The sequence below is a fragment of the Sodalis sp. RH22 genome (assembly GCF_047324165.1).
In the GTDB taxonomy this organism is placed as follows: Bacteria; Pseudomonadota; Gammaproteobacteria; order Enterobacterales; family Enterobacteriaceae; genus Acerihabitans.
In genome coordinates this window covers 1437405-1458247 of record NZ_CP178731.1, presented here as the reverse complement: position 1 = coordinate 1458247, position 20843 = coordinate 1437405, and the positions used below count along the sequence as shown (strand labels likewise).

21 protein-coding genes and 1 riboswitch are annotated in these 20843 nt (G+C 57.1%); of the genes, 11 read left to right on the top strand and 10 right to left on the bottom strand.

All coding sequences use genetic code 11. From position 1 onward, the window contains the following. Positions 1 to 73: 73 nt before the first annotated feature. Positions 74 to 955 carry a protease HtpX gene (htpX, locus tag ACL2XN_RS06620; RefSeq protein ID WP_410015304.1) on the top strand — a complete coding sequence of 294 codons (882 nt, stop codon included), beginning with the start codon at positions 74 to 76 and terminating at the stop codon, positions 953 to 955. Positions 956 to 967: 12 nt separating this feature from the next. Here the strand turns inward: htpX and ACL2XN_RS06615 are convergent, their stop codons facing one another. Then, the gene (locus ACL2XN_RS06615; protein WP_410015303.1) at positions 968 to 2371 is read right to left on the bottom strand and encodes an MFS transporter; all 1404 of its coding nucleotides are present in this window, start codon (positions 2369 to 2371) and stop codon (positions 968 to 970) included. Positions 2372 to 2584: 213 nt separating this feature from the next. On the opposite strand from ACL2XN_RS06615, the gene kdgR reads away from it, so the two are divergent. The 7 genes from kdgR (at position 2585) to cspE (ending at position 6588) form a co-directional block, all read left to right on the top strand. Further along, complete coding sequence (gene kdgR, locus ACL2XN_RS06610; protein WP_410015302.1) at positions 2585 to 3376, top strand: DNA-binding transcriptional regulator KdgR; 792 nt, start codon at positions 2585 to 2587, stop codon at positions 3374 to 3376. Between the two features lie 29 nt (positions 3377 to 3405). Then, positions 3406 to 3654, top strand: a complete 249-nt coding sequence (locus tag ACL2XN_RS06605) for a DUF2766 family protein (protein ID WP_410015301.1) — start codon at positions 3406 to 3408, stop codon at positions 3652 to 3654. 163 nt (positions 3655 to 3817) lie between these two features. Beyond that, on the top strand, positions 3818 to 3961 hold the full coding sequence (gene mgrB, locus ACL2XN_RS06600; protein ID WP_410015300.1) for a PhoP/PhoQ regulator MgrB: 144 nt from the start codon (positions 3818 to 3820) through the stop codon (positions 3959 to 3961). Between the two features lie 97 nt (positions 3962 to 4058). Continuing rightward, the gene (locus ACL2XN_RS06595) at positions 4059 to 4331 is read left to right on the top strand and encodes a YebO family protein (protein WP_410015299.1); all 273 of its coding nucleotides are present in this window, start codon (positions 4059 to 4061) and stop codon (positions 4329 to 4331) included. Positions 4332 to 4445: 114 nt separating this feature from the next. Beyond that, a complete protein-coding gene (locus tag ACL2XN_RS06590; RefSeq protein WP_413730508.1) occupies positions 4446 to 5432 on the top strand; it encodes an MBL fold metallo-hydrolase in 987 nt (328 codons plus the stop codon). A 788-nt stretch (positions 5433 to 6220) separates the two neighbouring features. After that, positions 6221 to 6355: a DUF2627 domain-containing protein gene (locus tag ACL2XN_RS06585; RefSeq protein ID WP_132921323.1), complete on the top strand. Its 135-nt coding sequence runs from the start codon at positions 6221 to 6223 to the stop codon at positions 6353 to 6355. A 23-nt stretch (positions 6356 to 6378) separates the two neighbouring features. Next, the gene (cspE, locus tag ACL2XN_RS06580) at positions 6379 to 6588 is read left to right on the top strand and encodes a transcription antiterminator/RNA stability regulator CspE (protein WP_005968829.1); all 210 of its coding nucleotides are present in this window, start codon (positions 6379 to 6381) and stop codon (positions 6586 to 6588) included. Between the two features lie 189 nt (positions 6589 to 6777). On the opposite strand, the gene pgeF is transcribed toward cspE, so the two are convergent. Further along, positions 6778 to 7509 carry a peptidoglycan editing factor PgeF gene (pgeF, locus tag ACL2XN_RS06575; RefSeq protein ID WP_413730507.1) on the bottom strand — a complete coding sequence of 244 codons (732 nt, stop codon included), beginning with the start codon at positions 7507 to 7509 and terminating at the stop codon, positions 6778 to 6780. Positions 7510 to 7787: 278 nt separating this feature from the next. Between pgeF and ftsI the strand changes: the two genes are divergently transcribed. Together ftsI and rlmA are read left to right on the top strand one after the other, a co-directional pair. Further along, positions 7788 to 9470, top strand: a complete 1683-nt coding sequence (gene ftsI, locus ACL2XN_RS06570) for a peptidoglycan glycosyltransferase FtsI (protein ID WP_413730952.1) — start codon at positions 7788 to 7790, stop codon at positions 9468 to 9470. Positions 9471 to 9554: 84 nt separating this feature from the next. After that, on the top strand, positions 9555 to 10379 hold the full coding sequence (rlmA, locus tag ACL2XN_RS06565; protein ID WP_413730506.1) for a 23S rRNA (guanine(745)-N(1))-methyltransferase: 825 nt from the start codon (positions 9555 to 9557) through the stop codon (positions 10377 to 10379). 9 nt (positions 10380 to 10388) lie between these two features. Here rlmA and mntP read toward each other — a convergent pair whose 3' ends face one another. The 5 genes from mntP to manX all read right to left on the bottom strand — a co-directional run bounded on the left by mntP (position 10389) and on the right by manX (position 14625). Then, positions 10389 to 10970, bottom strand: a complete 582-nt coding sequence (gene mntP / locus ACL2XN_RS06560; protein ID WP_410016559.1) for a manganese efflux pump MntP — start codon at positions 10968 to 10970, stop codon at positions 10389 to 10391. 3 nt (positions 10971 to 10973) lie between these two features. After that, positions 10974 to 11173: riboswitch (yybP-ykoY riboswitch) on the bottom strand. 198 nt (positions 11174 to 11371) lie between these two features. After that, positions 11372 to 11833: a DUF986 family protein gene (locus ACL2XN_RS06555; protein ID WP_410015294.1), complete on the bottom strand. Its 462-nt coding sequence runs from the start codon at positions 11831 to 11833 to the stop codon at positions 11372 to 11374. 75 nt (positions 11834 to 11908) lie between these two features. Further along, on the bottom strand, positions 11909 to 12754 hold the full coding sequence (locus ACL2XN_RS06550; protein WP_410015293.1) for a PTS mannose transporter subunit IID: 846 nt from the start codon (positions 12752 to 12754) through the stop codon (positions 11909 to 11911). A gap of 12 nt (positions 12755 to 12766) precedes the next feature. Beyond that, on the bottom strand, positions 12767 to 13570 hold the full coding sequence (locus ACL2XN_RS06545) for a PTS mannose/fructose/sorbose transporter subunit IIC (RefSeq protein ID WP_410015292.1): 804 nt from the start codon (positions 13568 to 13570) through the stop codon (positions 12767 to 12769). Between the two features lie 89 nt (positions 13571 to 13659). Then, entirely contained in the window at positions 13660 to 14625 is a 966-nt protein-coding gene (gene manX / locus ACL2XN_RS06540) for a PTS mannose transporter subunit IIAB (RefSeq protein WP_410015291.1), read from the bottom strand. A 640-nt stretch (positions 14626 to 15265) separates the two neighbouring features. Here manX and ACL2XN_RS06535 point away from each other — a divergent pair. Beyond that, positions 15266 to 16816 carry a TerC family protein gene (locus ACL2XN_RS06535; RefSeq protein ID WP_413730504.1) on the top strand — a complete coding sequence of 517 codons (1551 nt, stop codon included), beginning with the start codon at positions 15266 to 15268 and terminating at the stop codon, positions 16814 to 16816. 184 nt (positions 16817 to 17000) lie between these two features. On the opposite strand, the gene ACL2XN_RS06530 is transcribed toward ACL2XN_RS06535, so the two are convergent. From ACL2XN_RS06530 to pabB, 3 genes are all read right to left on the bottom strand, one after another. Beyond that, positions 17001 to 18365: an L-serine ammonia-lyase gene (locus tag ACL2XN_RS06530; protein ID WP_413730503.1), complete on the bottom strand. Its 1365-nt coding sequence runs from the start codon at positions 18363 to 18365 to the stop codon at positions 17001 to 17003. 472 nt (positions 18366 to 18837) lie between these two features. Then, entirely contained in the window at positions 18838 to 19416 is a 579-nt protein-coding gene (locus ACL2XN_RS06525) for a CoA pyrophosphatase (RefSeq protein ID WP_413728502.1), read from the bottom strand. Continuing rightward, complete coding sequence (gene pabB, locus ACL2XN_RS06520) at positions 19413 to 20780, bottom strand: aminodeoxychorismate synthase component 1 (protein ID WP_413730502.1); 1368 nt, start codon at positions 20778 to 20780, stop codon at positions 19413 to 19415. The genes ACL2XN_RS06525 and pabB overlap by 4 nt, the downstream gene beginning before the upstream one ends. Positions 20781 to 20843: the final 63 nt, after the last annotated feature.

The following is a 20843-nucleotide window of genomic DNA, read 5'->3' as shown; positions in this document are numbered from 1 at the left end:
CTTGAAAACGCCAGGGAAGCCCATACCATCAAGGCTAACGCAATGGGCGTTATTTTCAAGGAATCACCTTCTTATGATGCGTATCGCTCTCTTTCTACTCACCAACCTGGCTGTGATGCTGGTATTCGGTCTGGTACTGAGCCTGACGGGGATACAATCTTCCAGCGTGACCGGGTTAATGATCATGGCGGGTTTATTCGGTTTTGGCGGCGCGCTGGTTTCGCTGCTGATGTCGAAATGGATGGCGCTGCGGTCAGTCGGCGGGGAGGTTATTGAACAGCCCCGCAACGAGACCGAACGCTGGCTGCTGGAGATGGTCCGGCGGCAGTCGCAACAGGCCGGCATCGCCATGCCGCAGGTGGCTATCTACCCGGCGCCGGACATCAACGCCTTTGCTACCGGCGCCCGGCGTGATGCCTCGCTGGTGGCGGTCAGTACCGGCCTGCTGCAAAATATGAGCCGCGACGAGGCAGAGGCGGTCATCGCCCATGAAATCAGCCACGTGGCCAACGGCGACATGGTGACCATGACGCTTATCCAGGGCGTGGTGAATACCTTCGTGATCTTTGTCTCGCGCATCCTGGCCCAATTGGCGGCGGGCTTCCTGTCGTCCAATCGTGATGAAGGCGAAAGCAGCAACGGCAACCCGATGATTTATTTTGCCGTCTCCATGGTGCTGGAACTGGTGTTCGGCGTACTGGCGAGCATTATCACCCTGTGGTTCTCCCGCCATCGCGAGTTCCATGCCGACGCCGGTTCGGCAAGACTGGTCGGGCGCGAGAAAATGATTGCCGCGCTGCAGCGCTTAAAAACCAGCTATGAGCCCCAGGAGGAAAGCAGCATGCTGGCGTTTTGCATCAATGGCAAAACCAAATCGTTCAGCGAGCTGTTTATGTCCCACCCGCCGCTGGATAAGCGTATCGAGGCGCTGCGGGCCGGTACCTATCTCAAATAACGGCGGGGCGGACTAGTCGGCGCCGGAGAAGCTGTCGTCTTCCTGGCGCTGAGGGTTGCCCTGCTTAATGCGCAGCGCACTCACCAGCGCCGCCGCCGTCGCAAAGCACCCGGCCAGCACCAGCGCCGCGTGAGTGCCGGTGGCGCCGAACAGATTAAACATCAGCGCCACCAGCGCCGCGCCGGAGGTTTGGCCGAACAGCCGGGCGGTGCCGAGCATGCCGCTGGCCCCGCCGCTGCGATTGCGCGGCGCCGAGGTGATGATGGTATGGTTATTGGGCGACTGGAATAAACCAAAACCGGCGCCGCACAGCATCATCCGCCAGATGATTTCCCCATCCCCGGGCATGGCGGGCAACCAGGCCAGCGAAAACAGGCCCAGGGCAAAGGCGCCCAGGCCGATGGCCCCCAGCAGACCCGAATGTACGCGGCCTATCAGCCTTCCGGCCACCAGGGCCAGCAGCATGGTGGCCAGCGGCCAGGGCGTCAGCAGCAGCCCGGTCGCCACTTCGCTGCGGTTCAACACGCTTTGCAGATAAAAGGGCAGGGACACCATAGCCAGCATTTGGGCGCAAAAAGAACAAATAGAGGTTCCCATCGACAGCGCGAACAACGGGATCCGAAACAGGTCCACCGGCAGCAGCGGCCAAGGCTGCCGCAGCTGGTGCCGGACAAAAAACACGCCGATGACGGCCGCCAGGGCCAGCTCGAGCAGTATCCATTGGCCGCCGACGCGTTGTGAAAATCCCCCGAGCGCCGAGAGCAGCAGTCCGAAGGTCAGGGCGTTCAACAGGGCGCTGAACCAGTTAAACCGCTGTCCGCGGTTTTTCAGTGCGTTGACCGGCAGGAACCGCCGGCCCAGGTAAAACGCCAGCAGGCCGATAGGCACATTAATGGCGAACAGCCATTGCCAGGAGGCGATGGATAACACCCCGGCGGCTACGGTCGGACCGGCGGCGGTGGATACCGCCACCACCAGCGTATTAATGGCCATGCCGCGCCCCAACAGGCGCGAGGGATAAATTATGCGTATCAAGGCGGTATTGATGCTCATCAGCGCCGCGGCGCCCAGTCCTTGCAGCACGCGGGCGCCAATCAGCATCCAGAGATTGTCCGACAGGGCGCAGACCATCGACATCAGGGTAAATACCGCCAGCCCGCATTGATAGACCCGCCGGTAGCCGTAAATATCCCCCAGGGTAGCGAAGGACAGCAGCGTCATGATGATGGACAACTGGTAGGCGTTAATCACCCAAATCGACGCGGCGGGGCTGGCGTGCAGTTCACGGGCAATGGTCGGCAGGGCCACGTTGGCGATGGCGCCGTCCAGAACGGCAAGGCTGATGCTGATGATGATGGTTAATATTGCGCCGTAACGTTGTGGGACAGGCAGGCCGTCGGCAGAGTTCTGGGTCATGAAGGATTAACATCCCGTTAAAAGCATTATCCTAGCATTAAACAGGGGATCGGCGACCGCCGCGCACTCGGATAAATGTAATAAAACGTTCATGCCCGGTTAAAAACATCCTGCAAAGACAATGGTGATTGCGTTAATTGCAGCCTTGCCTTTATAATAAAAATCATGTTCTATTTTTTTTAAAACAAAACAATTATCAGGACTTTTATCACCATGGCGATAGCAGATTTAGACAGACAGCCCGACTCCGTATCGTCTGTATTAAAGGTATTTGGCATTTTACAAGCCTTGGGCGAAGAACGGGAAATCGGTATTACCGAGCTTTCACAGCGCGTCATGATGTCCAAAAGCACGGTCTATCGTTTTTTGCAGACGATGAAATCCCTTGGCTACGTGTCGCAGGAAGGCGAGTCGGAAAAATATTCTCTGACCCTCAAGCTGTTTGAGCTGGGCGCCAAGGCCTTGCAGAATGTGGATTTGATTCGCATTGCCGATATCCAGATGCGCGTGCTGTCCAACTTAACCCGCGAAACCATTCACCTGGGTTCGCTGGATGAGGACAGCATTGTCTATATCCACAAAATCGACTCCATGTATAACCTGCGCATGTACTCCCGGGTCGGTCGCCGCAATCCGCTTTACAGTACCGCTATCGGCAAAGTGCTGCTGGCCTGGCGCGACCGGGACGAGGCGCGGGAAATTCTTTCCGGCGTGGTGTTTAATCGCAGCACCCAGCGTACCGCCGCCAATGCCGCGGCTTTGCTGCCGGAATTGGATCTGGTGCGTGAACAGGGCTTCGGCGAGGATAATGAAGAGCAGGAAGAGGGGCTGCGCTGTATTGCGGTGCCTATCTTTGATCGCTTCGGCGTGGTGATTGCCGGCTTGAGTATATCCTTCCCGACCATCCGCTTCTCGGAAGAGAGTAAAAGCGATTATGTGAAGATGCTGCACGATGCGGCGCGGAATATCTCCCAGCAAATCGGCTATCAACACTATCCGTTTTAACCGGCGGTCCAGCGCAGAGAGGCGTAATCATGTCCCAACCCTTTTCGGAAAACCAGGAACTGGTCTCCGATTTAGTTGCCTGCCAGTTGGTTATCAAGCAAATACTGGATGTTATCGATGTCATCGCACCCGTTGAGATCCGGGAAAAGATGTCGGGCCAATTGAAAAATATTGATTTTGCCACCCACCCGGGCGCGCAGGATCCGGTGACCCGCCGGGCTATCGAAAAGGCGATCGCGCTTATCGATCTGAAGTTTGACCGGACGGCGCGTCCGTAATCTGATGCGGGTCTGCCGGGGTACATCCTTGGCACCCTATTTTCTTCCACCCATATCATCCGCTTTATAAATCATTATTCTGATAATGAAATCCCTGTGGTTATCATTCGTTTAAGTTTTGCTGGCTAGAATATTTGTATTGCGACGGTACAGGACGTGGGTTTTGAAAAAAAACACTTCAATATCAATACTGGTCATTTTACTGCTTTGCCTGCTGCTGTGGTTATCGGCCCTCAACAGTTTTTGCGATCAGGGCGGTGATTTTTTCAGCGGCATATGCCTGGTGACCAAGTGGATGCCCTGGTAAGCGGGGCGAAGAGGGCGGCAATTTTGACTTGCGGGGTACAATGAAGGCCGCGGAGTGATAAGATAGCTTCTGGTTTTTTCAGTGGCAAGGTCACTTTATGAACGTATTTGGATTTGATAGCATTAATATCGCCTCGATGGCGATTGCATTGGTTTTTTTTATTATTTGCCTGGTGGTCTGGTTTTACCTTAATCGCGCAAGCGTCAGGGCCAACGAACAGATCGCGCTGCTCAATGAATTGCTTGAACAGCAGAAAAAACAGACCGAACTGCTGCTGCGCCTGGGTCAGGCGGGTAATTCCGACAACGGCGCCAAGGCGCTGCCGGCAGGCGAACCCATTCTATTTAAAGATTTTATCGCCGAACGCTAATTTTTGCCTATTCTATGCCATCCTGCCCGGCGCAGCGGTGGCGGCCATCACATAATCCGGTAATCTGCGCATTTTTGCCGTTGGCTTGCATCCAATGGGAGAATCGAGAACACGATGACGAAGAAAAATCCCTGGTATGACGCCGCAAAACCCCACCACACCCCGGAAGGTTTCCGTAATATCGAACCGGGGACCAGAACCCCCGGCGCCTACAGGAAGTGGCAGGACGAGAGAAAAAAACAAGGCCTGCCCAAACCCCCCAGGGACGGCTATCCGGGGTTTATCGCGCGCTGGTGGCAACCTGCCGATTTCAGCGGCAAAGAGGACGCCGTATGGTGGCTGGGACATGCCTGCCTGATGGTGCGCGCGGCGGGCCGCTATTTGCTTATCGATCCGGCCCTGGGCAATCGCGCCTCGCCGCTGCCCTTTATCGGACCCCGCCGGAGAACACCGGCGCCGGTGGACATTGCCGGCTTACCGCCCATTGAGATGATCCTCTATTCTCATAACCATTATGATCATCTCGATAAAGGCACCCTAAAAAAGCTGCTCAAGCGTTTTCCGGCGATACAGGTCATGGCGCCGCTGGGCATGGGCGACTGGTTGCGTAAACGCGGCGTGCGCACGGTGAAACAGTGCGACTGGTGGGACAGCGTCGATAGCCATGGCATCCGCTTGCACAGCGTTCCCGCGCGGCACTGGAGCCAGCGTACCCTGAAAGATCACAATCGCAGCCTGTGGTGCGGCTGGGTAGTGGAAACCAAAGACTGGCGTTTTTATTTTTCCGGCGACAGCGGCTACAGTCCGGGCCTGGCTGAAATCGGCGCGCGGCTCGGACCCTTTAGCGTCGCCGCCTTGCCGATCGGCGCCTATGCACCAGAATGGTTCATGGGCGAGAGCCATATGAGTCCCGCCGGCGCGGTAGACGTCTATCAGCAATTGCACTGTCCGCGGGTGATCCCCATCCACTGGGGAGTATTTGACCTGGCGGACGAAGCGCTGGATGAACCGCCGCTGGAGCTGGAGCAGGCTTTATTAAACGCGGGCATTAAAGACCCGCATTTCCGTGCGCTGAAAATCGGTGGGAAAATAGCGCTGTAACAATGCCCTAGCCGCCGGGATATAATCCCGGCGCTAAACGCCCGGGGAAAATAGCCGCGACCGCCGGGCGGCGGTGGATATCACCGGACGTCCGCGCCCGGGTTAACACCCGTCCCGGATCCACATTATCCTGTTATTTATTTCATTATAATGACGCTAGTCATATAAAATATATTAAAAAAAATCTGGTTAAACCCTTTTCCTATATTAATAAGTTTCTATTAGCGGCCGAGTTAACCGATTTACCTGTTTGCCGTCATGGCGATAAATTAACCCTGGCGCGCTCGCGGCAATGGCGGGTTAAACGCCGGCGTGATTGCGCGCCGGCGGCGCTGCACAATATTGGGGATCACTGATGGCGCATCGTTTCTGCCATGGTCGCCGCGCCGCAGCCCGGCGGGCATGTTGCGGATCCCGTTTCGGTAAAACCCGCAGTGTAAATTTTATTCCATGGATAGCAGATTAGGGTATAAGCAAATCTGAAAAAATGTGAGCCATGCCTCTTGTTTTCTTTTCTAAGTAAATGAATAGTTATTCTTGAATATTGCATTGGACGTTGACAAGTGTTTGCGCTAAGGTTATCGATAAATGGTACAGAAATCATCGCGGTGGTTAACCTCGTAATCGAATGGGCGAAATTTTCAACTATTGGATGCGCTGATAACCTTCCCAATGCTACTGAACGATTTAATTATGTGCGACATATCCGGCCCTGCTCAAAAATGGCTTGCCATTGATAACAGAGTATGTGATAACGCATTTGGGTAAAACGAGGTACAGTTCTGTATATGAATGGCATTTTCAGTAAAGAAGTTTTGCGTAAAGACGATATCGTTGCATACCGCTTCTCTGCCGATCCTAATCTTAGTGCCTCAAGCAGTAACGACTCCAGTTTGTCTCTGTCTCGCCTCAGGGCGATTTAAACACTCCAAAGGAAATATGCAAGATGGCAAAGATCAAAGGTCAAGTGAAGTGGTTCAACGAGTCTAAAGGTTTTGGTTTTATCACTCCGGCCGATGGTAGCAAAGATGTGTTTGTTCACTTCTCCGCTATTCAGGGTAACGGCTTCAAAACTCTGGCCGAAGGCCAGAACGTAGAATTCGAAATCCAGGATGGTCAGAAAGGCCCTTCAGCAGTTAATGTAACTGCTCTGTAATCCACGCCGCTTCGGCAGCAATTGGCCATTTGGCCGATGGATAACATGTAATTCCCCCTGCCAGTGCCCCACTGGCAGGGTGTTTCATTCTTGCCCGACATCTTCCCCGCACTTCCCTCTGTTCCTGTTTTCCGTACCTGTGCCGCCCCGCGACGCTGGCTGTCGGGTGCCGAAGAATGAATCACGTCTTCAACCGGGCAAAATCACCAATCCCGAATGCTGATTGCGGCCGCTGATGGTCGGATAGGCGGGGTCGATGGCGCGCTTTACGCTGTTGCGACGAAAACTGGTATACGCGAAGCGCGTGCCTGCCTGCGTCATTCCGTCCCCGTTCGCGCACGTGGCGCAAATCGTGCAATGCCCGATATCGTCCACCGCCTGGAATCCCGCCGCCATAAGCTTATACCGGGCGATAGCGGCCAAATCCAGACGCCGGTACGCCGGCGTCACGATAGCGCTGGGTATCGGCAGGCGCGCTAAAAAATCCGCCACCAGGCTCTCGCCGACCTCGTAGCAGCACGGGCGGGCCGACGGACCGATGGCCGCCACCCACTCCGCCGGATTATCGTCCCTGGCCAGCAGCATGGCGGCGAATTGTTCAATGATGCCCGCCACCAGCCCGCGCCAGCCGGCGTGCAGCGCGCCGATCTTTTTGCCGTCGCGGCGGACGAACAGCAGCGGCAGGCAATCGGCGGTCAGTACACTCAGCAGTACGCCGGGAGTGGAAGTCACCACGCCGTCCGCCTCGCCGCACTGCTCGCCCGGTCCCGTAACCTCGCGGATTTGAATACCATGCACCTGTTTTTTTACCGCCAGGGTATCCTGCCAGGGCAGCAACCTTTCCGGCATCAGATGGGCTTTATCGCCAAAACCATGTTTTACGCCGGCGATGCCGTCAATGAGGGGAGAATAAGCTGTCATAATGTCCTGCGATAATGTCCCGCGCTGAAAACATAGAGTAGCGTAATTTTATCCGTTCCTGGCGCCGGTGTTTGTAACAAAGCAACAATCGGTGGCTGGCGAGAGGGAAATTTGCGCTTTGTTGCAAATTAGCAAGCCTTGTAGCATTGTTTTTGCGCGCATGCTCCGGCGAATAGGTTTTAATGCGTCTGATAATAAAAATAGCCGTATAAGAGAGCAGTGTGAAAACGAAGCCGGGTCAGGGTAAGCAGAATTTTATTCAATGGCGGTTTGGTCTGATGTGTATCGGTATTTCGGCCATACTGGCCGTGTTGCTGATGCGCATCGGCTGGCTGCAGGTGATCAAACCGGACAATCTGGTGGCGCAGCAGAACATGCGCTCGCTGCGCGTGGAGCAGACGCCGATACCCAGGGGGATGATAACCGATCGCAACGGCCAGCCGCTGGCGGTCAGCGTACCCGTTGACGCCATCTGGGCCGACCCGAACGAAGTGGCGCAAAAGGGCGGGGTGACGGCGTCCTCCCGCTGGCAGGCGCTGGCGCAGACGGTTAACCTGCCTTTCAACGAGATGTCCGCCCGGATCAATCACGATCCCCATATGCGCTTTATCTACCTGGCGCGTCAGATCGAACCTAACGTCGCCGATTATATCAAGCAACTGAAGCTGCCCGGCATCTATTGCAAAGAAGAGTCCAGACGCTTTTATCCGGCGGGGGAGACGGCGGCCAATCTGGTGGGTTTTACCAATATCGACGATCAGGGGATCGAGGGTATCGAAAAAAGTTTCAACCGCCTGCTGACCGGCGTGGCCGGACAGCGGGTGGTGCGCAAGGACCGGTTTGGCCGCGTGGTGGAAACCCTTTCCTCCACCGACAGCTCGCCCGCGCATAACGTGGCGCTGAGCATCGACCTGCGGCTGCAGCGTGAAACCGAGGAGGCGTTAAGCAACGCGGTGGCTTTCAATAAGGCGGATTCCGGCGCCTCGGTGCTGGTGGATGTCAATACCGGCGAAATCCTGGCCATGGCCAGCTATCCCACCTTTAATCCCAATAACCGCGCCGGGGCCGGCGAAGACGATTTTCGCAATCGCGCCATCAGCGATATTTTCGAACCGGGATCGACGGTAAAGCCGATGGTGGTGATGACGGCGCTCAAGCAGGGCATCGTCAAGCCAGACACGCTGCTCGATACCCATCCCTATACGCTTGACGGCCATCTGATCCGGGATGTGGCGTTTTATCCGCAGTTAACCCTGACCGGCATCCTGCAAAAATCCAGCGATGTCGGCGTCTCGCGCATGGCGCTGGCAATGCCGGTTACCGCCTTGCTCAATACCTATCGCGCTTTCGGCCTGGGCCAGCCCACCGACCTCGGCCTGACCGGTGAAAGCGCCGGCCTGATGCCGCATCGTATGCGTTGGGGCGAACTGGATCGGGCGACGTTCTCGTTTGGCTATGGCCTGATGGTCACCCCGGTGCAACTGGCGCGGGTCTACGCCACCATCGCCAGCGACGGCGTTTACCGGCCCTTGTCCATTACCCGTATCGACCCGCCGGTGGTCGGCCAGCGCGTCATGGACCCGGCGTTGGTGCATGAGGTGAAACATATGATGGAAAGCGTTGCCCTGCCGGGCGGCGGCGGCGTTAAAGCCGCCGTCAGGGGATACCGGGTGGCGGTGAAGACCGGCACCGCTAAAAAAATCGGCCCCGACGGCCGTTATATTGATAAGTATATCGCCTATACTGCCGGGATCGCGCCGGCCAGCCGCCCGCGTTTCGCGCTGGTGGTGGTGATCAATAATCCCCAGGCGGGTAAGTATTATGGCGGCGCGGTGTCGGCGCCCGTCTTCAGCACCATTATGGCTGAGGTGCTGCGCATCATGAATGTGGAGCCCGACGCCTTGCCGGAAGACAACAATCGCCTGGTGACCGCATCGAGGCCGGGCTCCGGCGCCTCCTGAGGCGCCGGCATGACATTCCCGCTGCCGGCGCGCCGGATTTACGGTAAGATGCGCACCTGATTGCGTTTACGTCCGGAACCGGTTATGCCCTGCTATCAATGCCCCCTTTGCCACCTGCCGCTCACGCGCGCCGAGAATTACTGGTCCTGCGCGCAGCGGCACCGCTATGACTGCGCCCGCGAAGGCTATGTCAATCTGCTGCCGGTGCAGTTCAAGCGCAGCAAGGCGCCGGGTGATAACCAGGAGATGATGCAGTCGCGCCGCGCGTTTCTTGATGCCGGTTATTACCAGCCGATGCGCGATCGGGTTATGGCGCTGGTCGACGAACTGCCGTGGGCGCCGGGCGGCGACTGGCTGGATATCGGCTGTGGCGAAGGCTATTATACGCAGGCGCTTGCGGCGACGCTGGCGCAACGTCCGGGAGGCGGGCGGGTGTATGGGCTGGATATCGCTAAAACGGCGGTGCGCCTGGCGGCGAAGCGTTACCCGCAGGCGCGGTTTTGCGTTGCGTCCACCCAGCGCCTGCCGTTTATCGACGGTTCGCTCGGCGGCATATTGCGTATTTACGCGCCCTGCAATCCCGCTGAAATGTATCGCGTCATAAAGCCCGGCGGGCTGGTGGTCACCGTCGCGCCCGGACCCCGGCATCTTTATCAGCTTAAAGCCTGCATCTATCCCCAGGTCATGCTGCATCCGTTAAAGGATGAGCATTTCGCCGGCTTCACCGCGCTTGCGACGCACCGCCTGAGCTATGATATGGAGATGACCGGCGAGGCCGCAGCCAGTTTGCTGCAAATGACCCCGTTTGCGTGGCGCGCCACGCCCGAGGTCATGACGCGCTTAGCCGGACTGGGGCGGTTTGCCTGCGAAACCGATTTTATCATCCGCGCCTGGCGGCGGGAGGATTGAGACCTGCCCCTACAGGCCGGGCAGGGCGGCCTGGGCGTAATGGGCATACAGGATATTGCAGCCGATGCCGATCAGGATGGCGCCGCCGATAATTTCCGCTTTTTTGCCGAGCCATGGGCCGATAAAGCGGCCAAGCAGCATGCCCAGGGTGGCCATGATCATGGTGGCCAGGCCGATAATCATCGCGGTATGCAGGATATTGACTTCCAGGAAGGCCAGCCCCACGCCCACCGCCATGGCGTCCAGGCTGGTGGCGAAAGCGGTGGTCGCCAGCACCCTCAGGCTATGCTGGCCCAGGCGCGGCGCGGTCTCTGTTTGACGGCGCCAACCGCCGGCCACCATGCGCATGCCCAGGCAGCCCAGCAGGATAAACGCCACCCAATGATCCCACGCCAGAATATAGCGGCTGGCCATCAGCCCCAGCGACCAGCCGATCAGCGGCGTAACGGTTTCGATGGCGCCGAAAATCAGTCCGGTGCGCAACGCTTCGCGCAGGGGGGGATTATGCAGGGCGGCCCCTTTGCCGATGGAGGCGGCAAAGGCATCCATGGACATGCCGAATGCAAGGATCAGGGTCGCGGACAGGTTCATCATAATCAGGCCTCGGCTGGGAGCCAATATACACGCTTCCCCATCATCCCAACCCCACGATGGTTCGTCGTGTCTATAGTCTCGCCGACCGTCCTGGTCGCCCGCACCACGTTTACGCCGGATGAGCGGCGTATAACGAGTATGTTGATACGGGCATTTCCGCCTGCTATGGTGGAAACCGGCTACTCCCTAATGACCGCAAAACCATAACATCGTATTTACCGTATAACAACCACAAAAATAAAATAGCATTTTTGCATACGCTTATTTATCGCATACCTATAAAAACATCAACCTTGGGGTTATTTAATAGCATACATTGTAAGGTTAAAAATTTCGCCATGGCCCATCGCAGTAAGGCCATCGGCGGTGATAACCTTATATTATAGGTTGTTATTACGTTAATTATTTTCCATGAATTGATTATAAATCCTTTCAAGATCATCAAGATGCTGAACCTGGATCAATAACCTTCTTTTCTCCAAATCTATAGCCAGAAAACCATCTTCGGATAAGTTCATATTTTTAATCCGGTCATAGCGGATAAAAACATTGGCATAATAAAAACCCGCGGTTTTGAAAATGAGTTTTGGCCGGCGGATATAGGCAAGATAGGTCGCCATAAATGCCAGGATTAATAATAAAGTGGTGGTAAAAACCGTACCTTTATTAGTGATGTTCTGGTACACCAGAATCAGCACCAGGCCGATAAATATCAGTCCATCGATACGGCTTTGGCGCTTAAGCCCGATTTTCAGCCGGGTTTTGCCCTTAAGCATGCCGGCTACGACAAACTCGTCGTAAAGGGCGAACGCCAATGCCAGCGTGATGATAACCAGCAGGACAATATCGGTAACAGACATCCTGACTCCTTGCGAAAAATAAAAAAACCGGGGGATGGCCCCCGGTTGCGCATTACCACGTTTGCATCACTACGATTACAGTCCCAGCAGGCCTATCCAGTAGCCGAAGATACCGATGGCGAAGAAGCCGACGATAATCCACAGCGCATTGACCTTGCGGCGCAGCAGCCACATGCACCCGAAGGTCAGCAGCAGCGGCACCAGGCCCGGCATCAGCTGATTGAGGATGCTTTGCACGGTGGTCACCGTGGTCTGGCCGTCCGGACCGGTGATACGCGAGACCACCATGGGAATATTCACATGGGTCCACTTATTCACCAGCGCCCCCATGACAAACAGCCCCAGTATCGAGGCGCCCTCCGTCAGCTTCTGCAGGAAACCGCCGCCCATATCGTTAACGATATCCACGCCTTTTTTGTAGCCGTAGGCCACGCCGTAATAACGGGTTGCCAGACGCACGGCGTTAAACAGGATAAAGAACAGGAGGGGGCCAAGCAGACTGCCGCTCATGGCGATGCCGGCACCCAGCGCGGCGAACACCGGACGTACGGTACCCCAGAAGATGGGGTCGCCCACGCCCGCCAGCGGTCCCATCAGGCCCACTTTCAGGCCGTTGATGGCCGCATCGTCGATGGGAGCGCCGTTGGCGCGCTGTTCTTCCATTGCCATGGTTACGCCTAATACCGGCGCCGCCACGTACGGATGGGTGTTAAAGAATTCCAGGTGACGTTTAATCGCCTGTTTGCGATCGTCATTGTTCTCAGGATACAGGCGACGGATTACCGGCACCATCGAGAAGCAAAAACCCAGCGCCTGCATACGTTCAAAGTTCCATGATCCCTGGAAAAGGTTCGAGCGAATAAAGACAGCACGCACATCGCCGGGAGTCAGTTTCTTTGGAGCAGTTGTTATATCGACCATTTCGCTCACCTATTAATCAAGTTCATTATCAAGATCGTTAACGCCCCTGGCGCCGCCGCCGTTTCCGCCGTTGGTCTGGTTATATTTCGGACTCAACTGGATATACAGGACAGCCATGACCACGCCAATCACACCCAGGGAAACCAGGTTGAAGTTGGTGAAAGCCGCGGTGACGAAACCAAGATAGAAGAAAGGCATCAGGTAGCCGGCACGCATCATGTTGATGACCATCGCGTAACCTACTACCACGATCATGCCGCCGGCGATGTTCAGGCCGTTGGTCACGACTTCCGGGATGGAACTGAGCATGGCGTGGACGGCGTCGGTACCGACGGAAACACCGACGATCACGGCCGGAATGGCGATACGCATGGCCTGCAACAGCAACGCGCCGACGTGGATCCAGCTCAGGGCGCTGAGGTTGCCGTTTTCCGCGGCTTTGTCAGCGGCATGCTGGAAGGCCACGGTAATGGTACGTACGATAATGGTCAGTACCTGGCCGGCGGCAGCCAGCGGGATAGCCAGCGCGATGCCGGCACCCACGCTTTGATTGCCGGCAATGACCAGGATGGTGGAAATAATGGAGGCCAGCGCGGCATCGGGCGCCACGGCGGCACCGATGTTCATCCAACCCAGGGCAATCATCTCCAGCGTACCGCCGATGATGATACCGGTCTTCATATCACCCAGCACGAGGCCGATTAACGTACATGCCACCAGCGGACGGTGGAACTGAAACTCATCGAGTATTGAACCCATGCCTGCGATACAGGCCACTATAAAAATCAGCACAATCTGAAGCGTGGTGATCTCCATTGTACTTCTCCTCTGACAAACGTAAGAGAGCGGTAAATCTTTTTTTCAGGAAAGTGATACGCTCGTAGGTGTTAGTTTTTCCGGCGAATTTATTTACCGAGTTTATTTATCAAATCCATCATCTTCAGCGGCGAATCCGATGAGACCTTACGCACTTCAAGCTCAATTCCCCGATCGTTTAACTTACGAAACGCGGCGATATCTTTCTCATCAACCGATACGGCATTGTTAACCTGGGTTTTACCCTGGCGAAACGCCATGCCGCCGATATTTACCGTGGTGATTTTGACGCCGCCTTCCACGACGCGCTCAACGTCGGTGGGGTTGGTAAACAACAACATCACGCGATCCTTGGCATAAGCCGGGTTGTTGTAAACGCGGATGGCCTTGTCCACGTCCACCACATGCGCGGTGACGCCTGGAGGAGCGACCTGGGTCAATAACGTTTTGCGCACGGTATCGGCGGCAACTTCATCGCTGACCACGATAATGCGTTTAACGTTGGTTTCCTTGGTCCAGCGGGTGGCGACCTGGCCATGGATCAGACGATCATCGATGCGCGCCAGACCGATGGTCATATGACCGCCGGCATTGGGATGCGGTTTGGCGGCAGGGGTTGGCGCGGCAACCGGCGCGGGGGTGGCCGCCGTCTGCGGTTCGGGCGCTTTGAGGGCCTTGACGCCGGCGCGTCCGGTTTCGACGGCGATGTTCACCAGCGCGGCAAAACCCGGCTTGTCATCACGCGCCATAAAGGTTTCCGCCAACATGGGAATATTAACGCCGGTGACGACTTCGTAATTCTCCTTATCGACCACAATGCGGCTGGCGGCGTTGAACGGGCTGCCACCCCAGGTATCAACCAGAAATAACACACCTTCCTGGGTATCAAGTTGCGCAAGGCGCGCGGTATATTTTTCAATCAGTGTTTCAGCATTCTCCCCGGGAACAAAATCTATCCAGGCGACGTTTTCTTGCGCGCCCAATATCATTTCAGCCGTTTTAAGCAACTGCTCGGCTGCTGACCCGTGAGTGCCAATTATGATAGCAATACTCACTGATACCTCCTCTGTTAACTAATTGGGTTAAGCAGTCAGACCGCCTGGCGTGTTTGCTACCAGTGAGCACGGGCGGTTTTAACTTCTTAGCCAGGGTATTTTTATTCGCCACCCTGTTTGATGTCCGCTGTGTGTGTTGAAACGATTCATGTGAAGATGTGAATCAATAGCGGTTAAACGCGATTTATTTTAGTGTGTAAAAAAATAAAAATTGTGACGGCGCTCAGTTATTTGTGCATGAGGAAAACAATGAGCTCACAAATCAGTGTAGAAGACATGCATGACAACTTGCAGACAAAAATAGTTTTATGCGTCCGCAAAGTTACCTGATAGAGTTGAATGTCTTACTTATCGATAAGGAGCGATGGGCCACAGCCCCCCCTATGGACTGTCACCGAAAAAACGTCACCCCTGATGTATGGTTTTCTCCTTTACCCGTCCAGGCTCCGCCGGCATGTTGCGCCAGCCGCGGGTCGCACCTTCCCGCACCGCCGGGAATCCAACCCGTCATCCCTGTGTCCCCTCTGTGGGAAAACGCCGCGCGTTCTACGGTCTTTGCGGACGTGACGCCGCTTGCCCACGCGTGCTGCCGCGGTGTTTTATTGCGCCGTTTTAATGGACTGTCGATCTGGAGCGCCCAATGGAATTCTTAATGGACCCGACGCTGTGGGTGGGTCTGCTGACGTTGATACTGCTGGAAATTGTGCTGGGTATCGATAACCTGGTATTTATCGCTATCCTGGCCGAGAAGGTCGCGCCGAAAAAGCGGGACAAAGCCCGGGTTATCGGCCTGGCGCTGGCGTTGCTGATGCGTTTGGGGCTGCTGTCGTTGATCTCGTGGATGGTTACGCTGACCAGACCGTTGCTGAGCGTGGGCATGTTCAGCTTTTCAGGCCGGGATCTGATTTTGCTGCTGGGCGGATTGTTTTTACTGTTCAAAGCCACCACTGAGCTGCATGAACGGCTGGAGAACCAGGATGTGCAGCATGACGCCAACCGCGGTTACGCCAGTTTCTGGGCGGTGGTGGTGCAAATTGTTATCCTGGACGCGGTATTTTCCCTGGATGCGGTGATCACCGCGGTCGGCATGGTCAACAACCTGCCGGTGATGATGACCGCCGTGGTTATCGCCATGGGCATTATGCTGCTGGCGTCCAAGGCCTTGACCCGTTTTGTAAATGCCCATCCTACCGTCGTGGTGCTGTGCCTGAGTTTTTTGCTGATGATAGGCCTGAGCCTGATAGCCGAGGGCTTTGGCTTCCACATCCCCAAAGGTTATTTGTACGCGGCCATCGGTTTCTCGGTGCTTATTGAGCTGTTTAATCAGATAGCCCGGCGCAATTTTGTTAGAAACCAGGCGCGCGGGCCGATTCGCCAGCGCACCGCCGAAGCCATTTTACGTTTGATGGGCGGGCCCAGGCTGCGCGAGGAGGGGGCGCAGGAGATGCCAAACGAACCTAAGGCGGAGTTTGCCGACGAGGAGCGTTATATGATTACCGGCGTGCTGTCCCTGGCGTCGCGTTCGTTGCGCAGCGTGATGACGCCGCGCAACGAAATCTCCTGGGTGGATTGCCGGCGTCCGGTGGAGGAGCTGCGTGCTACGCTTTTGGCCACGCCGCACAGTATGTTTCCCGTGTGCGACGGCGAGCTGGACCAGTTGATCGGCGTGGTCCGCGCCAAGGACCTGATGGTGGCGTTGGATAAAGGCGAAGATGTGCAGGAGTATGCCGCGCAGAATCCGGCCATCGTGGTGCCGGAAACCCTGGATGTGCTGAACCTGCTGGGGGTATTGCGCCGGGCGCGGGGTAGCCTGGTGGTGGTGTCGAATGAATTTGGCGTGATCCAGGGGCTGGTAACGCCGCTGGATGTGCTGGAAGCCATTGCCGGCGAGTTTCCGGATGAGGACGAAACGCCGGATATTGTGGCGCAGGAGGACGCCTGGCTGGTAAAGGGTGGTACTGATTTGCACGCTTTGGGTCAGGCGTTGGACGATAATGAACTCACCCGCGGTCACGAGAATGTCGCTTCACTGGCGGGATTGCTGCTGGCCGAGCGGGATCAACTGCCGGTGGTGGGTGAGGTTATCGAACTGGGCCAGTGGCGGTTTACGATTTTGCAGATGCTGGAATACCGTATCGAGCTGGTGCGTATCGAACGGATAGCGCCGCCGGTGGAGGATGAGGAACAGTAAACACGTGACCCGCCCTCCCTTGAACACGTCTGCCTTGAGTCCGGCGTTGGCGGGCCTGGCATGCCATGGGGCGCTCGGTCGGGCGAGAAGGCCACGCCCGATTCGACCCCATTGGCACGCTTTTACTTGAACACGTCTGCTTTACGTTCCGCGTTAGCGGACCAGCGGGTTGTGGATGATGAGATCAGTCGCACTGGACCTTGATGGCCAGGCCGCCGCGCGAGGTTTCGCGGTATTTGGCGTTCATGTCCTTGCCGGTTTCGTACATGGTTTCAATCACCTTATCCAGCGACACCCGCGGCGCGCTGGTGCGCCGCAGCGCCATGCGCGAGGCGTTGATGGCCTTGACCGAAGCGATGGCGTTGCGTTCGATGCAGGGGACCTGTACCTGGCCGGCCACCGGATCGCAGGTCAGCCCCAGATTATGTTCCATGCCTATTTCCGCCGCCACGCAGACCTGCTCGGGACTGCCGCCCATCAATTCCGTCAGTCCCGCCGCCGCCATGGAGCAGGCGACGCCTACTTCACCCTGGCAGCCGACCTCGGCGCCGGAAATGGAGGCGTTCAGCTTATAAAGAATGCCGATGGCGCCGCAGGCCAGGAAATAACGCAGGTAGACCTCGGGCGTGACCGGATCGATAAAATGATCGTAATAAGCCAGCACCGCCGGCACGATGCCGCAGGCGCCGTTGGTTGGCGCGGTGACCACCCTTCCGCCGGCGGCGTTTTCTTCATTGACCGCCAGCGCGAACATATTCACCCAGTCAATCGCCACCATCGGATCGCTGGAGAGCTTATCCGTGGAGACCAGCATGCGCCTGAGCGCCGATGCGCGCCTGGGCACCCGCAGCGGGCCGGGCAATACGCCTTCGGTATTTAGCCCGCGATCGATGCAGGCGCGCATGGTCTGCCAAATATCGGCGAAGTAATTGTCGATATCGGCGCGGCTATGCAGCGCCAGTTCATTAAGCATCACCAGCCCCGACAGCGACAGACCGGTCTGTTTGCACTGGTCGAGCAGCTGCTGGGCGCTGGCGAAAGGGTGGGGCACGGCGATCTGGTCGATAACCGGCTGGCCGAAATGGGCCTCATCAACGATAAAACCGCCGCCGACGGAATAATACGTCTGGCTGTAGATGACCTGTTCGCCAGCGAAGGCGTGAATGCGCATGGCGTTTTCATGCAATGACAGGTAGGAACCGTGGAATACCATGCCGCCTTCGCGGGGAAAATCCACTTCGTGCGGCCCGCCGGCCAGCATCAGGCGCTGGCGTTGCTCAACGTCGCGGATAAAGGCCGGCGCGGCGTCGATATCCACCGTATCGGGACGGTTGCCCGCCAAGCCCAGGATAATGGCGATGTCGGTATGGTGTCCCTTGCCCGTCAGCGATAACGAACCGTAAACATCCACGGCGATGCGCGTGACATCATTGAGCAGCCGTTTATCGACGAGATCGTCCACGAACTGTTTACCGGCTTTCATTGGACCCACGGTATGGGAACTGGACGGGCCGATGCCGATTTTAAACATATCGAAAACGCTTATCACGTTGACTCTCCTCAGAACTGATAAAATACGCATACCCGTGGGTAATGCAGTTAATTGTAATGACTCATGCCGGGTTAGGCTTGCGCTTTCGCATGATAAAAACTAATCCAAAAAAGCGCTTCCTTTGCGTTTGACGACCGATACGAAGCGGTCCTCTACCCCGGGGCGGCCTGGCGTCATGCTGGTTATGGCTAATCTGAAAGCAAGCCGTTGCCCGTGGATCATCTCCTTTCACGTGCGTGCCGGAGACGGTTTTTTGTCGTCAGAAATAACGAGATATACAACCTATATAAATGACTATGTTTAATTATTAATATGGAGTTATATTTCGCAAATATGGCAAAGATAGGAGATTGTAACGGTTTTCATCGCGTTGGGAAGTCTTTTATTGCCGGGACGCGATGACCATCACGGCGCGGGTTGGTAGGGATAGCGGCGGCCCAACCGGCGGCCGGGAACGAAGGGACGTGCGTTAAAGATGGATGTGTTGGCCCAGCCGATACAAAATCTGCGCGGTCATGCCCCAGACCATATGGCTTTGATACCAGGAAAAATAAACCTGCAGGTTTTTGGCGCGGCGCTGTATTTGCAGGGGAGTATAGCTGGCCAGGGATAACGCCTGGTGCAGGGGCATTTCAAACATGTCCGCCACCTCGTCGCGGCTGGCCCGGAAACGGGTGCCGGCCGCCAGCAGGCCGACGATGGGCGTGACCTGGAAACCGCTGCTGCTGTCCACCGGCGGCAGTTGCCCCAGGACCCTGACCGACGAGGCCGGGATGGCCACTTCTTCGTGGGCCTCGCGCAGCGCGGTGGCGATTAAGGACGCGTCTTCCTTATCCGCCGCCCCGCCGGGGAAGGCCACCTGGCCGGCATGCTTGCGCAGTGTCGCCGATCGGCGCGTCAACAGCACCGTCGGCTGGTGATGGCAGATGATGGGTATCAATACCGCCGCCCGGCGCTGGTTGCGCGCCGGCTCGCTGGGTTGCGGCAACTGCAGTTGGAAACGGGTGATGAAATCCGTAAGCGTCAGGGTGTTGTCAGTGCTGTTCATGGGCGATTTAACTCCAGCAGCAGCGGCAGTATCTTGGCGACCTTGTCCAGGGTTTCCTGGTATTCCGCTTCCTCGCAACTGTCGGCGACGATGCCGCCGCCCGCCCAGCAATAGATGCGCCCTTGTTCCGTGAGCAGCGTGCGGATGGCGATATTGGTGTCCAGGGTGGCGCAGCGGCTCAGGTAGCCGATGCTGCCGCACCAGGCATTACGGCGCTGCGGTTCGAGCTGGTCGATTAACGTCATGGCCTTGATTTTGGGGGCGCCGGTGATGGACCCGCCGGGAAAACAGGCGCGCACCAGATCGCACGGCGTACGATGGGGGGGCAGCCGCGCGGTAATGGTGCTGACCATATGATGGACTGCCGGAAAGGCCTCGATTTTAAACAGTTCCGGCACCCGGACGCTGCCGGGGACGGCGACCCGTCCGATATCGTTGCGCAGCAAATCCACGATCATCAGGTTTTCCGCCCGGTCTTTTGGCGATGCCGCCAGTTTTTGCCCTTGCAGCCGATCTTGCTCCGCATCCGCCAGGCGCGGCAGCGTGCCCTTGATGGGCCGCGTTTGGATCTGTCCCGCGTTTACCCGCAGGAACCGCTCCGGCGACAGGCTCAGCACCGCCTGGCCGGGCAGGCGCAAAAAAGCGGAAAACGGCGCGGCGTTATGCTCCAGCAGATGACGGAACGCCTGCCATTCATCGCCCGCGAACGCCGCGCTGAAGCGTTGTGCCAGACAGACCTGGTAACAATCACCCGCCAAAAGATGTTCCTGGATGCGGCGGAATTTTTCGCCATACTCGCCCCGGGTCATATTGGCCTGCCAGCCGCTGTTTAAACGAAAGGGCCGGTCGGGTTCGGGTGCCGGCGGCGCCAGAAAATCCCGCTTCAGCGCCTCCGGATCGCGGTAGCTCACCAGGGTCAGGCGGCCAAGGCGATGGTCGGCAATCACCGCCCAGTCATACAGGCCGACGGCCATATCCGGCAGCGTTAAATCCTGTTGGGCATGGGCAGGCAGAGTTTCAATGCGCCGGCCGAGATCGTAGCCGAACAGGCCCAGCGCGCCGCCCAGGAAAGGGAGATCGTCCCGGGCTTCCGGACGAATCCCCATACTGTCCACCTGCTGTTGCACCAGCATAAACGGGTCGCCGCCGCTCATATGCGATTGACCGTCGCGGGAAATCACCGTAACGGCGCCGCGGGTGGTCAGCGTCGCCACTGGGTCAGCGACCATGATATCGAAGCGGCTGTCCGGATGGTCGGCATGGCCCGAGTGCAGCAGCATCGACCAGGGCCGGGCGGCGCGGGGGGCGAACAGGGCGGTAATGGCGTCGCGGTGATAGGGTAAGGCAGTCAGCTGTGGCAACATATCGACACTATGATCCAGGTAATCCAGTCCAGTCTGCCGGCAATAAGCGCCTGGCAGGTGCGA